The 13,809-nt window shown below is 59.5% G+C and carries 14 protein-coding genes; 8 read left to right on the forward strand and 6 right to left on the reverse strand.

The features are described from left to right. The first annotated feature begins 77 nt into the window (after positions 1–77). The 5 genes from KHO07_RS07055 (at position 78) to KHO07_RS07075 (ending at position 4,381) form a co-directional block, all read left to right on the forward strand. A complete protein-coding gene (locus KHO07_RS07055) occupies positions 78–884 on the forward strand; it encodes an alpha/beta hydrolase (RefSeq protein ID WP_212626783.1) in 807 nt (268 codons plus the stop codon). Beyond that, on the forward strand, positions 881–1,735 hold the full coding sequence (locus KHO07_RS07060; RefSeq protein ID WP_212626784.1) for an alpha/beta hydrolase: 855 nt from the start codon (positions 881–883) through the stop codon (positions 1,733–1,735). The genes KHO07_RS07055 and KHO07_RS07060 overlap by 4 nt, the downstream gene beginning before the upstream one ends. 50 nt (positions 1,736–1,785) lie before the next feature. Then, complete coding sequence (locus KHO07_RS07065; protein WP_212626785.1) at positions 1,786–2,445, forward strand: glutathione S-transferase N-terminal domain-containing protein; 660 nt, start codon at positions 1,786–1,788, stop codon at positions 2,443–2,445. An 8-nt stretch (positions 2,446–2,453) separates the two neighbouring features. Further along, the gene (locus KHO07_RS07070; RefSeq protein WP_212626786.1) at positions 2,454–3,260 is read left to right on the forward strand and encodes a DUF4892 domain-containing protein; all 807 of its coding nucleotides are present in this window, start codon (positions 2,454–2,456) and stop codon (positions 3,258–3,260) included. Between the two features lie 68 nt (positions 3,261–3,328). Next, on the forward strand, positions 3,329–4,381 hold the full coding sequence (locus KHO07_RS07075) for an AI-2E family transporter (protein ID WP_212626787.1): 1,053 nt from the start codon (positions 3,329–3,331) through the stop codon (positions 4,379–4,381). Positions 4,382–4,515: 134 nt separating this feature from the next. Here the strand turns inward: KHO07_RS07075 and KHO07_RS07080 are convergent, their stop codons facing one another. Beyond that, entirely contained in the window at positions 4,516–5,832 is a 1,317-nt protein-coding gene (locus tag KHO07_RS07080) for a putative porin (RefSeq protein WP_150734973.1), read from the reverse strand. 283 nt (positions 5,833–6,115) lie between these two features. Between KHO07_RS07080 and KHO07_RS07085 the strand changes: the two genes are divergently transcribed. Then, positions 6,116–7,240 (forward strand): GNAT family N-acetyltransferase, encoded by a 1,125-nt coding sequence (locus KHO07_RS07085; RefSeq protein ID WP_212626788.1) that lies wholly within the window; start codon positions 6,116–6,118, stop codon positions 7,238–7,240. A 16-nt stretch (positions 7,241–7,256) separates the two neighbouring features. Here KHO07_RS07085 and aqpZ read toward each other — a convergent pair whose 3' ends face one another. From aqpZ to KHO07_RS07110, 5 genes are all read right to left on the reverse strand, one after another. Continuing rightward, positions 7,257–7,955, reverse strand: a complete 699-nt coding sequence (aqpZ, locus tag KHO07_RS07090; protein WP_212626789.1) for an aquaporin Z — start codon at positions 7,953–7,955, stop codon at positions 7,257–7,259. A 285-nt stretch (positions 7,956–8,240) separates the two neighbouring features. Then, positions 8,241–10,073, reverse strand: a complete 1,833-nt coding sequence (locus tag KHO07_RS07095) for an ABC transporter ATP-binding protein (protein ID WP_150734970.1) — start codon at positions 10,071–10,073, stop codon at positions 8,241–8,243. Positions 10,074–10,165: 92 nt separating this feature from the next. Continuing rightward, positions 10,166–10,723, reverse strand: a complete 558-nt coding sequence (locus tag KHO07_RS07100) for a peptidylprolyl isomerase (RefSeq protein WP_150734969.1) — start codon at positions 10,721–10,723, stop codon at positions 10,166–10,168. A gap of 3 nt (positions 10,724–10,726) precedes the next feature. Next, positions 10,727–11,530, reverse strand: a complete 804-nt coding sequence (locus KHO07_RS07105) for an alpha/beta hydrolase (RefSeq protein WP_150734968.1) — start codon at positions 11,528–11,530, stop codon at positions 10,727–10,729. A gap of 14 nt (positions 11,531–11,544) precedes the next feature. Then, positions 11,545–12,468, reverse strand: a complete 924-nt coding sequence (locus KHO07_RS07110; RefSeq protein WP_150734967.1) for a LysR family transcriptional regulator — start codon at positions 12,466–12,468, stop codon at positions 11,545–11,547. Between the two features lie 50 nt (positions 12,469–12,518). On the opposite strand from KHO07_RS07110, the gene KHO07_RS07115 reads away from it, so the two are divergent. After that, positions 12,519–12,833 carry a 3-phosphoglycerate kinase gene (locus KHO07_RS07115; RefSeq protein ID WP_150704375.1) on the forward strand — a complete coding sequence of 105 codons (315 nt, stop codon included), beginning with the start codon at positions 12,519–12,521 and terminating at the stop codon, positions 12,831–12,833. A gap of 149 nt (positions 12,834–12,982) precedes the next feature. After that, a complete protein-coding gene (locus KHO07_RS07120) occupies positions 12,983–13,582 on the forward strand; it encodes an FMN-dependent NADH-azoreductase (RefSeq protein WP_075948805.1) in 600 nt (199 codons plus the stop codon). Positions 13,583–13,809 lie beyond the last annotated feature (227 nt).

Here is a 13,809-nt window from a genome sequence, read left to right on the forward strand (position 1 = left end):
CTGTCAGTTACGGTCATTGCCGTTGGGGCCGCTCTTACGGACAATCAACACCTGTTCTCGCTCATGGATTTGCCGGTATGTCGCAACAGATATTTTTCGCCCACGCCAACGGGTTCCCTTCGGGCACCTACGGCAAACTGTTCGCGGCGCTGGCGCCCGAGTATCAGGTGACGCATCTGGAGCAGCACGCCCATGACCCGCGTTTTCCGGCGGACGACAACTGGTACAACCTGGTGGATGAGCTGATTCATCACCTCGAGCAACAACCGGAACCGGTCTGGGGCGTCGGCCACTCGTTTGGTGGCGTACTGCACCAGCACGCAGCGCTGCGCTGTCCTCATCTCTATCGCGGAGTGGTGATGCTCGACTCACCCGTGCTGACCCGTACCGATCAATGGGTGATCCGCGCCGCCAAACGTTTCGGTTTCATCGATCGCCTGACCCCGGCCGGTCGCACCCTGGGGCGGCGCGAAGAATTCGCCGACCTCGAAAGTGCCCGCCGCTATTTCGCCGGCAAAACCCTGTTTCGCAGCTTCGATCCGGAATGTTTTGACGCCTACCTGCAACACGGCTTGCACAAGGTGGGTAACACGCTGCGGCTGCGCTTCGACCCGGCCACGGAAATCAGCATCTACCGTGGCGTGCCCCACACCAGCCCCGGCCGCACGCGTCAGTTGCAAGTGCCACTGGCGGTCGTGCGCGGGCACAGCAGTCGGGTGGTGATGCGCCATCACGCCAGTTCGGTCGGGCGCATGCCAATGGGTGAGTCCCTGACCGTGCCCGGTGGCCACATGTTTCCCCTCGAGCGTCCGCAAGATACCGCCTTGTTGCTGAAAAGCCTGTTCAGCCGCTGGGACGGACGCCGCCAACAGGATTGCGCATGAGCAATGTCGTCGAAGAAGTCCGCCTGAGCCTGCCGCACATTGAATTGGCGGCGCACCTGTTCGGCCCCGAAGACGGTTTGCCGGTGATTGCCCTGCATGGCTGGCTCGACAACGCCAACAGCTTTGCCCGGTTGGCGCCGAAGCTCAAAGGCTTGCGCATCATTGCACTGGACATGGCGGGGCATGGCCATTCGGGGCATCGGCCGCCCGGCGCGGGCTACGCTATGTGGGACTATGCCCACGACGTGCTGCAAGTCGCCGAACAATTGGGTCTCAAACGCTTTGCGCTGCTGGGGCACTCCATGGGCGCGATCGCTTCCTTGATCATTGCCGGGTCGCTGCCGGAACGTGTTACGCATCTGGCCCTGATCGATGGCGTCATTCCTCCTACAGACAAGGGCGAAAATGCTGCCGAACGCATGGGCATGGCCCTGCAAGCGCAGCTGGATCTGCGGGAAAAACGCAAACCGGTCTACGCTACCCTCGACCGCGCCGTCGAGGCTCGCATGAAAGGGCTGGTGGCGGTCAGCCGCGAAGCCGCCGAGCTGCTGGCCCAACGTGGCTTGATGCCGGTGCCGGGCGGTTATACCTGGCGCACCGACAATCGCCTCACGCTGCCATCACCGCTGCGTCTTACGACCGAACAGGCGATGGCCTTCGTCCAGCGGCTCAGTTGTCCGGCAAAACTGGTGGTGGCTGCCGACGGCATGCTCGCCAGGCATCCTGAATTGCTGGAGCGTCTACCCTTTAGCCTTGAACAGCTGCCAGGCGGCCATCATTTGCACCTGAATGATGAGGCCGGTGCCGACCTTGTCGCAGACTGTTTCAATAGGTTCTTCGCCATTCCTTGACTTGCACCGGGCAACTGTCGAGGCTGGGCGGGTTGAAATGGGAGACAACCATGATAGATCTGTACACCGCTGCGACCCCGAATGGCCACAAGGTCTCTATCGTGCTCGAGGAACTCGGCCTGCCCTACACGGTGCATGCCCTGAGTTTCGACAAGAAGGAACAGAAGTCCGAGGACTTCCTCAAGATCAACCCCAATGGCCGGATTCCGGCGATTGTCGATCGCGCCAATGGCGATTTTGCCGTGTTCGAGTCCGGCGCCATCCTGATTTACCTCGCTGAAATGACCGGCAAGTTGTTGCCAGCCGACCCCAAGGGGCGTTCGGTGGTCATGCAGTGGCTGATGTTCCAGATGGGGGGTATCGGCCCGATGCAGGGTCAGGCCAACGTGTTTTTCCGTTATTTTCCGGAAAAGCTCCAGGGTGCGATCGACCGCTATCAACATGAAACCCGCCGCCTCTATGAAGTCCTCGACACGCGCCTGCAAGCCGTTGAGTTTCTGGCCGGCGAGTACAGCATCGCCGACATTGCGACCTTCCCGTGGGTGCGTGGCTATGAGTGGTCGGGGGTGTCGGTAGAAGGTCTGACGGCGTTGCAACGGTGGATGGCGACCATGGAAGCTCGTCCAGCGGTGCAGCGTGGCTTGCTGGTGCCGCAACGTGCCGATGAAGCGAGTGTCGTCAAGGGTGCCCAGGCCATGCTGATCCGATGAGTCTATTCATGCGTTCCTTCAGTCTGCTGGCGCTGTGCAGTTTCAGTCCCTTGTTGTTTGCCGCTGATGTGCCGGGCAGTCAGGATTTGCCGATCGTGCCGCGCATGGTCGATGCGCAGATCGTCGACTATCGCCCTGCGGTCGAGATCGAGCGAATTTACCCGCTGGGGTCGATCCGCAAGATCAGTGGTCAATTGCGTTTCGATGGCCAGGTCAGCGCCCGTGGCAATGCGACGTCGGTGACGTACGAGTTGCCACCGGAACATTCGTCCACCGAAGCATTCACGGCCGCTCGCGAAGCCTTGCAGAAACAGGACGCGCAGTTGCTGTTCTGGTGCAAGGCCCGTGATTGCGGCGAAAGCAGCCTGTGGGCCAACGAGGTGTTCGGCAACGCCAAGCTCTACGGCGCCGACAATGAGCAGGCGTACCTGCTGTTGCGCCTGGCAGCACCGAAAGACAACACCCTGGTGGCGCTCTACAGCATCACCCGCGGCAATCGCAAAGCCTACCTGCACATCGAACAGTTTGAAGCCGCCGCGCCGCTGGGTGATTTGCTGCCGACCTCGGCGACCTTGCTGCGTGAACTCAAAAGCACCGGCGAACTCGACTTTCCCAAACTCACGGACGCACCGGATGACACCTGGCTGCGCTTGATCTCCCGCGGCCTGAACCTTGACACCACTTTGCGGGTCAGTGTTTCCGGGCCGACCGCCGAAGCCTGGCGGCAGGCGCTGATCGTCCAGGGCGTGCGTGCCGCGCGGCTGGAAACCGGCAGCGTCGAAGGCCCTGGCCTGCACATCCAGCTATTGCGCTAGGCTTTACCCGGCGAACGCGTGCAGCGCGTTCGCCGACTCTTTTGCTGACTGATTTTTCGAGACTTTAGATGATCAATAACGATCGGCTGTTGGTGCAGCTCCTGCTCCTGGTGCTGTTTGGCGCGAGCCTCTGGGTGATGGCGCCGTTCTGGTCGGCGTTGTTCTGGGGCGCGGTGCTGGCGTTTGCCAGTTGGCCACTGATGCGCTTGCTGACCCGTTGGCTCGATGGTCGAGAATCCCTCGCGGCGGGGCTGTTGACCGTGGGCTGGATGGTGCTGGTGGCGGCGCCGTTGGTGTGGCTGGGTTTCAACCTGGCGGACCATGTGCGTGACGCCACGGCATTCATCAAGGATGTGCAGGTCGATGGCCTGCCGCAAGCTCCGGCCTGGCTGGGTGGCATTCCGCTGGTAGGCGAGCGTCTGTTGGGGATCTGGAACAGTGTCGATCAGCAGGGCGCGGCCATGATGGTTTCGCTCAAGCCTTACTTCGGACAGGTCGGCAACTGGCTACTGGCGCGCAGCGCACAAATTGGCGGCGGCATTCTCGAACTGACCTTGAGTATTGTCTTCGTGTTCTTTTTCTATCGCGACGGGCCACGACTGGCGGCATTTGTCCATGGCTTGCTGGAGCGTCTCATCGGCAAGCGCGCCGGGTACTACATCGAATTGGTAGCGGGTACGGTGCAGCGGGTAGTGAACGGCGTGATCGGTACGGCCGCAGCCCAGGCCGTACTGGCGCTGATCGGCTTCCTGATTGCCGGAGTGCCGGGGGCTTTGGTGCTCGGCATCGTCACGTTCATGCTCAGCCTGATTCCCATGGGACCACCACTGGTATGGATTCCGGCCACCGCCTGGCTGGCCTGGAAAGGCGAATACGGGATGGCGATTTTCCTCGGGATCTGGGGCACCTTCATCATCAGTGGCGTGGACAACGTGCTCAAGCCATACCTGATCAGTCGCGGCGGGAACTTGCCGCTGGTGATTGTGTTGCTAGGGGTGTTTGGCGGGTTGATTGCGTTTGGCTTCATCGGGCTCTTCATTGGTCCGACGTTGCTGGCAGTGGCCTACAGCCTGTTGACCGACTGGAGCAAAAGCCACGCGCGGGTAGAGGATCGTCGCTGAATCGAGGCGATAGGGCGGGAAGTCAGTAAACAGACTCGCGCTGGTCCGGCGGACGGATGATGGGGACCGTCAGACCAACGCAAGGCTGAAAAAGCGCCTCGGGCTTCCTTGCCCGAGTCGTATGGCGGGGTGAATCAGAACTTTGCTTCAGCATCCAGTTGCAGGGTGTTGATGTCGGAGTCTTTGAGCGTGGCGTTGGTGTAGTCGGAGTTAGCCATGAAGTACGTCGCGCCGAGGTTGAAGTTCTTGTCCAGCTCGTAGCTCACTTTCAACTTGCTGCCGCGCGAACCGGTAAAGCCGTTGGCGAAGTCGGAGTCGGTGAAAGCGCCAACCACGGAGTTACGCTGCACGTCGCGGTAGTTGTAGTCGATGGCAAAACCGTAGACCTTGGTCTTCACACCGGCCAGCCAGGCAGTATCCTGATCGTTGCTGGCGTCGTCGTTGTTGACGTACTGACCGTACAACGAGAGCGGCATTGGCAAGCCGCCGATGTCGAGCTGACCAAAACCTTCGAACAGTTTGAACTGCTCGTTCGGGCTGTTGCCGTTGACGGCCAGTGCGGCCGGGATCGTGGTGCCGCCCGGGGTAATGTCGTCGTCGTTGTCGTAGCCGTAGACGCTGCCACCCAGGGTCAGTTTCAGGTTGTCGGTGATGCCGAAGCGCGCCCCCAACTGACCTGCGTACAGGCGCAGGTCGTGTTTGAATTGCACGCCGTCACCGTCGACGTTGTCCTTGAGGGTGTAGTGACCGGCGCTACCGAACAGCTCGGTGCTGCCGCTCAGCGGGTACTTGTACGAGACCGACAGACCTTCAGGGCTGATATCGCTATCCCAGATCACGTCGCCCATGCTCACCCATTGCTGTGGCATCTTGCCGCCAACGATGTGCAGGTTCTTGATGGCGTCAGGGTGGTAGTCGACGTAACCCTGGTCCAGCCAGATCTGCTTCTTGTCGAAGTAGTTGTCCAGGCTCTGGTTGGTGGAACGCGCGTCATCGTTGTTGCCGGTGGCGATGCGGATACCGGTGTCGACTTGCGGGTTGATTTCGGTGTAGGCACCCAGACGGGCACGAATACGCTGACGGTCCTGGTCTTTGTTGTTCGAAACGCCGTCGTTGTGCACGTTTTCCTGACGGAAGCGCACGTCACCCTTGAATTGGGTCTTGGCAGCCCACGCCAGTTTCTGGTCGAAAGAGCTCAGTTCGTTGGTTTTCTTCGCAGTCGCTGCGATCTGCTCGTTGGTCTCTTGTTGAGCCTGGCGAGCGATTTGCTGTTCTTTCTGATCCCGGGCCAGCTCGGCTTGCAGTTCGCTGTACTGCGCGTTGGTAATCGAGCCGTTTGCCTTGAGCATGTCGAGCAGTTTGGCGTCGACTGCGGCGCTGGCTGGAACACTCATGGCCAGCAGCAGACCGCCACACAGGGCTGCCGCAGTTTTCGTGGAAGCAAGACGCATATCAATCTCCGAAGATGAGAGTGGATGGCTGAGCCATCCAGGGCACAACCGACCATTGATGGACGGAAAACAGTGGCCGGGTTAGAACCCGACGCTCTAAAAACAGGCGCCAGTATCGCGATGGTTTATGACAGGGCGGTGGCAATGTGATGGCATGTCGATGACGATACAAAGTCTTCGCGAACTATTGAGTTAGAGCGCTGTCGTCGAATTGATCGTGTGCAATGGAGGGCGATAGGAGATACTCGCGAAGCTTTCACGCCATCAATGAGTGAGATGTGTAATGCCGTTGCAACGCCTGGAAAGTCTGTCCGACATCGCTGCGCAAACATGGGATGCGTTGGTGCCCGAGACACAGCCATTTCTATCTCACGCGTTCCTGAGTGCGCTGGAAGACAGTGGCAGCGTCGGGCCTCATTCCGGCTGGCAACCCGAGCATTTGCTGCACATCGAAGGTGATCGTCTGGTCGCTGCCTTGCCCAGTTATCGCAAGTGGCATTCCTACGGCGAGTACGTGTTCGATCACGCCTGGGCGGACGCCTGCGAACGTGCCGGAATCGATTACTACCCCAAGCTTTTGACCGCTGTACCCTTCAGTCCGGTGAGCGGGCCGCGCTTGCTGGCCGCCAGCGTCGAGGACGGTTTCGAGCTGCTGAAAAGCCTGCCGGGCTATCTTGAGATCGAACAGTTGTCCAGCGCTCACATCAACTTCACGGACCCATTCACCGACGCCGCACTGGCCGGGCAGCCGGGCTGGCTGCAACGCGTCGGGTGCCAGTACCACTGGCAAAACCGCGACTACCGAGACTTTCAGGATTTTCTTGATGCACTGAGCTCACGCAAGCGCAAACAGATGCGCAAGGAGCGGGAACAGGTGGCGGGGCAGGGGTTCGATTTCGAGTGGCTCGAAGGCCGGGAATTGACCGAGTCGTTGTGGGATTTCGTCTACGCCTGCTATGCCAATACCTACGCGGTGCGTCGGCAAAGGCCCTATCTGACGCGAGAGTTTTTCAGTTTGTTGGCTGAGCGCATGCCGCAGTCCATCCGCGTGGTGTTGGCCAGACAAGGCTCAAGGCCGGTGGCGATGGCCTTCAGTCTGGTAGGAGGTGACAGTTTTTACGGGCGTTACTGGGGATGTCTCGCGGAGTTCGATCGCCTGCACTTCGAGACCTGTTTTTATCAAGGCATGGATTACGCGATTGCCCATGGCTTCCAGCGTTTCGATGCTGGCGCGCAGGGTGAGCACAAGTTGATTCGCGGGTTCGAGCCAGTCATCACGCATTCCTGGCATTACTTGCGTCATCCGGGATTGAAAGCGGCCGTGAAGGATTTTCTGCAGCAAGAGCGGATTGGGGTATTGGCCTACGCGGACGAGGCGAGGACGGCCTTGCCCTACCGGCAAGGCTGATCCTCGCGGTGCCCGGTCAGGTCTCTTCCTTGCCCAACCAGCGATAAAGCACACCACCGACGACTGCGCCGAGTAGCGGCGCGACCCAGAACATCCACAATTGCTGGATCGCCCAACCGCCGACGATCAGCGCCGGGCCGGTGCTGCGCGCCGGATTGACCGAGGTATTGGTAACCGGGATCGAAATCAGGTGGATCAGGGTCAAGGCCAGGCCGATGGCGATCGGCGCAAGCCCCGCAGGCGCACGATTGTCGGTGGCGCCGAGGATGATCAGGATGAACATGGCGGTCATCACCAGCTCACAGACAAACCCCGCCGCCATCGAATAGCCGCCAGGGGAATGTTCGCCGAAGCCGTTGGACGCCAGGCCTCCCGCCAGCTCGAAACCGGGTTTGCCGCTGGCAATGAAGTACAGCAGGGCGGCTGCAATCACGCCGCCAATGACCTGCGCAACGATGTAGGCCGGCAGTTCCCTGGACGGGAAACGTCCGCCAACCACCAACCCCAATGACACCGCCGGGTTGAGGTGACAACCGGAAATATGGCCAATGGCGAATGCCATGGTCAGTACCGTCAAGCCAAACGCCAGGGACACCCCCAGCAAACCGATACCGACATCCGGGAACGCAGCAGCCAGCACTGCACTGCCACAACCACCCAACACCAGCCAGAAAGTACCTACCAACTCAGTCGCCGAACGTTTTAACAGAGACATAGGAGAGTGCCCTTTCGAGATTATGCAGCCTTGAGCATCCAGCCGATGGACTGCAAAACCATCTCCAGAACGTTGAAGTAAGTACAGCATGGTTTTTTCAGAATTCCAGCAGACATAAAAAACCGCCAGCCCCCGTTATTAACGGAGCCTGGCGGTTTTTTTGGCTTTTCAGGCAACGCTCGACATTTGTAGCGAGCTTGATCGCGATGACGAAGTATCTGTCGTCTGACTCAGCGCGATCGTGAGCAGGCTCGCTCCCGCAGGGATTGGGTATTGTTCCGCGGATCAATCAATCCCGACAAACCCACCCGTCTGATGCTGCCACAAGCGCGCATACAACCCGCCCAATGCCAGCAATTCAGCATGGCTGCCGGTTTCGGCGATCTTGCCGTTCTCCAGCACCACCAACCGGTCCATGCGGGCAATGGTCGAGAGTCGGTGGGCAATGGCGATGACGGTTTTGCCTTGCATCAGGGTTTCGAGGCTCTCCTGGATGGCGGCTTCGACTTCCGAGTCCAGTGCCGATGTGGCTTCGTCCATGATCAGGATCGGCGCGTCCTTGAGCAAAACGCGAGCAATGGCGATCCGCTGACGCTGACCACCGGAGAGTTTCACCCCGCGCTCACCCACGTGGGCATCGAAACCGATGCGGCCTTCAGCGTCCGATAGCGCCGGGATAAACCCGTCGGCCCGGGCCTTGTGTACCGCTTCCCAGAGTTCGGTATCGGTGGCGTCAGGTTTACCGTAAAGCAGATTGTCGCGGATCGAGCGGTGCAGCAGCGACGTGTCCTGGGTGATCATGCCGATCCGTTCACGCAGGCTTTCCTGGCTGACATCGGCGATGTTCTGGCCGTCGATGAGGATCTTCCCGCCTTCCACGTCATAGAGACGCAACAGCAGATTGACCAGTGTTGATTTGCCGGCGCCGGACGGTCCGATCAGGCCGATTTTCTCGCCGGGTTTGATCGTCAGGTTGAGCCCGCCGATGATCCCGCTCCGCTTGCCATAGTGGAAGTCCACGTTCTCGAAACGCACTTCGCCCTTGGCCACGGCCAGGGGTTTGGCCTGGTCACGGTCGGTGACGCTGACCGGTTGCGAGATGCTCTGCAAACCGTCCTGAACCATGCCGATGTTTTCGAAAATACCGGTGACCACCCACATGATCCAGCCGGACATGTTGACGATACGGATCACCAGCCCGGTGGCCAGGGCGATGGCGCCCACGCTGATCAGCGACTGCGTCCACAGCCACAGGGCGAGGCCGGTGGTACCGACGATCAACAGGCCGTTCATGCTGGTGATGACCACGTCCATGCTGGTGACCACACGGCCGGCCAACTGGGCTTTTTCGGTTTGTTCCTTGATCGCCTCGCGAGCGTATTGCTGTTCGAAGTTGGTGTGGGCAAACAGCTTCAACGTGGTGATGTTGGTGTAGCCATCGACGATTCGCCCCATGAGCTTGGAGCGCGCATCGGAGGACACGACCGAGCGTTCCTTGACCCGTGGCACGAAGTAGTAAAGGGCGCTGATAAAGGCGACGATCCAGGTCAGCAACGGGATCATCAGGCGCCAGTCGGCTTCGGCGAACAGCACCAGCGAACTGATGGCGTAAATCAACACGTGCCAAAGCGCGTCCACCGCTTGCACGGCGGAGTCGCGCAGGGAGTTGCCGGTCTGCATGATGCGTTGGGCAATGCGTCCGGCAAAGTCATTCTGGAAGAAATTCAGGCTCTGTTTGAGTACGTAACTGTGGTTTTGCCAGCGGATCAGGCTGGTCATGCTGGGGCTCAGCGTCTGGTGCACCAGCAAGTCATGCAGGCCGACGAACACCGGTCGCAGGATCAGCGCTACCACCACCATCCAGGTCAGTTCCAGGCCGTGTTCCTTGAAGAAGTCAGCGTTGGGTGTGCCTTGGGCCAGGTCAATGATGCGGCTCAGGTAACTGAACAGCGCCACTTCGATCAATGCGCCGAACAGGCCGACGATCAGCAGGGCGGCAAAACTTGGCCAGACCTGTTTGAGGTAATAGGTATAGAAGGGCAGAACGCGGTCCGGGGGGGCAGCTGTCGGAGGGTCGCGGAAGATGTCGATCAGTTTTTCAAAACGGCGATAAAGCATCGGTTATTTACCCGCGAACGGGCTCTCCTTCAACGGTTTGAGCGTTGCCGGCAGCACCGGCAACGGCTCGGACATCCTTGTCCAGCCTGGTTTCAGTCGATGCGTTTGGCCGACTTGATGAACACCGGGTCAGCCGGTACGTCTTTCATGCCGCTGCGAACGGTGGTTGGCGAATTGACAATGATGTCGACCACATCCATGCCTTTGACCACTTTGCCGAACACTGCGTAGCCGTCACCCTGATCGAGGAAATCATTGTCCTTGACGTTGATGAAGAACTGGCTGGTGGCCGAATCAGGCACCGAGGTGCGGGCCATGGATAAGGTGCCACGCACGTTGACCAGGCCGTTGTTGTGCTCGTTCTTGATCGGCGCCTTGGTTTCTTTTTGCTGCATCTGTTGGGTAAAACCGCCGCCCTGAACCATGAAGCCCGGAATCACGCGGTGGAAAATCGTGTTGTTGTAGAAGCCACTGTCGACGTACTCAAGAAAGTTCTTGGTACTGATCGGGGCCTTGACCGGGTCCAGTTCGATTTCGATCTGGCCGTTGGTGGTTTCCAGCAAAACATGCGGCGCCTTGGCAGGCGTTGCGGCCATCAGGTTGGCGGCAAACAGAACGGAACCAGCGGCGAGGGCGATTTTTTTCAACATGGGTCAGTGATCCTGAGGGGTGGTGTCGACTGCGGTGAGAAACTCGAGCAGCGTTTGATTGAAGCGTTCGGGTTGGTCCAGCGGGGTGGCGTGACGCGAATCGGCGATCACTGCCAGCCGCGCATTGGGCAGCAGTTTTACGTAGTTTTCTTTCAGCGCGACCGGAGTGTAGTCGCGGTCGGCGGTGACGATGAGGGTTGGACAGGACACCTTCGACAGTCGTTCCTGTACACCCCAACCGACAATGGCATCGAAGCTGGCGAGATAAGCATGTTTGTCGTTTTTTGCCCAGCGTTCGGCCATTTTTTGTCGCAAATCTGCCTGCTCCGGTTTGGGGAACAGCTTGCCGCCCAAGGCTTTGCCGATGGTGCGCAGGCTGAGTATGCGCATCAGGCTCCAGCGTTTGAACCACTGCCAGTAATCATCGCGGCTACGCAGCTTGACCTCGGGCGCGCTATTGACGATGCACAGGCTTTTCAGCAGTTGTGGCTGATCGACACCGAGTTGAAAACCGATCATGCCACCCATGGATAGTCCCACATAATGTGTCGGACCCAGGTTCAGATGCTCCATCAGCGCGACCAGGTCGGCACTGAAGCCGGCGATGCTGTAGCGCTCACGGGGTTTGTCGGAGCGCCCGTGGCCGCGCACATCCGGGACGATCACCCGGTAGCCGGCAGCCAGTGCGGGGATCTGTTTTTCCCAGTCCAGGGTGCTTGAACCCAGCCCGTGGACTAGCAGCAACGGCGTGCCGTGGCCGTATTCCTCATAGTGCAGGTTGCAACCTTCGTGTTCGAAATAGGCCATGCATACACTCCGTGTCAGGCTTGTTCAGGGGCGGCGAACGGTGCGTCCAGTGGTGCGGTGTCGAAGGTGCGCAGCAATTCGACGAGAATCTGCGTCGCGGGCCCGAGCGGTTTGTCCTTGTTCGAATACAGGTAAAAACTCGGGTTACGGCTGCCGCCCTGATCCAAAGGTAGCAGCTTGAGCGTGCCTTCCTTGAGTTCCCGTTCGATCATGTGCCGTGGCAACCAGGCGAACCCCAGACCGCTGCCGACGAACGTCGCTGCGGTGGCCAGGCTGCCGACGGTCCAGCGCTGTTCGGCGCCAAGCCAGCCGACGTCCCGTGGTTGCTGGCGGCCGGAGTCGCGGATGACCACTTGCATGTGGCTTTCCAGATCCTGGAAATTCAGTTCGCGGTTGAGGCGATGCAGGGAATGTTCGGGGTGGGCGACCGCGACGAATTCGACCTCGCTCAATTCCGCACCCAGGTAGCCCGGAATGCTGAACCCGGTGATGGCCAGGTCGGCCACGCCTTCAAGCAGCACTTCCTCTACGCCCGACAATACTTCTTCGCGCAAGCGCACCCGGCAACCGCGGCTTTGCGGCATGAACGCGGTCAAGGCGCGGACGAGGCGGGCGCTCGGGTAGGCGGCGTCGACCACCAGGCGCACTTCAGCTTCCCAGCCTTGCTCCATGTGATGGGCCAGGTCTTCCAGTTGACTGGCCTGTTTCACCAGTTGCCGGGAGCGGCGCAGCAGCACGCCACCGGCTTCGGTCAGCACCGCTTTGCGCCCGTCGATGCGCAGCAAGGGCACGCCGAGCTGGTCCTGCATCCGCGCTACGGTGTAGCTGACAGACGATTGCGAGCGATGCAGCGCTTCGGCGGCCTGGGCGAAACCGCCGTGGTCGACCACGGCCTGAAGTGTTCGCCATTGATCAAGGGTCACGCGGGGCGCTTTCATGATGAGCTCCTCTTGTCCTAAGCTGGGCAGTTCTTATTGGAGACTGCTGAATGAAAAAAATGTGTTGTGTGTTGCTGGCGCTGCTGCCACTGACGGCGATGGCGTACCCGATCGATGTGAAAAAAGACCTCAACGGCCTGAAGATCGATTACGAAACCTTCGACACCGATAGCGATATCGGCTCCATTCGGGTAGCCAACTATGGCGACGTCGATGCGAGCTGCAAGGCGGTGTTCAGCAATGGCCCGGAAGCACCACGAACCCGCAAGATCGATGTACCGGCCGGCAAGCACAAAAGCGCCACCGCCAAATTCAACCGCAACATCATCAAGCTGCGTATCGAGTTGATCTGCACCCCGAAATAAAACAAACGGAGCAAACCTGACGGGCATGCTCCGCTTATAAACGAATTTATTGATGGGTTATAGCAATTATTTGCGCTTTTTCATCGATATGACTCTGTTTAACCTTCACTCCATCGACTTACAGCATTCTCAGATGGAGCCTACATCCCATGTCCCGCGTTCTGATCATTGAAAGCAGTGCCCGTCAGCAAGACTCGGTTTCCCGTCAACTGACCCAGACCTTCATCAGCCAATGGAAAGCCGCTCACCCGAACGACCAGATCACCGTTCGTGACCTGGCCGTCAACCCGGTGCCGCATCTGGACATCAACCTGCTGGGTGGCTGGATGAAACCTGCCGAACAACGCAGCGACATCGAACAGGTTTCGCTGGAACGCTCCAACCAGCTGACTGATGAGCTGCTGGCCGCCGATGTGCTGGTCATGGCTGCACCGATGTACAACTTTGCCATTCCAAGCACCCTCAAAGCGTGGCTCGACCATGTGCTGCGTGCCGGTGTGACCTTCAAATACACCGAAACCGGCCCCCAAGGTCTGCTCAGCGGCAAGCGCGCCTACGTCCTGACCGCTCGCGGCGGGATCTATGCCGGCAGCACGGCGGATCACCAGGAACCGTACCTGCGTCAGGTCATGGGTTTCATCGGGATTCACGACGTGACGTTCATCCACGCCGAAGGCATGAACCTGGGGGGCGACTTCCAGGAGAAAGGCCTGAACCAGGCCAATGCCAGACTTTCGCAAGTGGCCTGACCGGTTAATCGCCAGATAATCGCTGGATGGTCTAGTGACCTGGCGCAACCCTTCAAGCCTGTACGCGCATCGAACCTCCCTTTGCACTTATTGCTCCTGAGTGCTGTAGCCCGATTGAACGCTTTAGCGAGATCGGGCTTTTTTTTGCCTGCGATTTGGTGGGTGCACTCCTGCAGCGATCCGTGTGTCTCGCGATCACCGGCAAAACCCGTTATCGTCGCCGCCAT

Source organism: Pseudomonas sp. PP3 (genome assembly GCF_905336995.1).
Classification (GTDB): domain Bacteria; phylum Pseudomonadota; class Gammaproteobacteria; order Pseudomonadales; family Pseudomonadaceae; genus Aquipseudomonas; species Aquipseudomonas reinekei.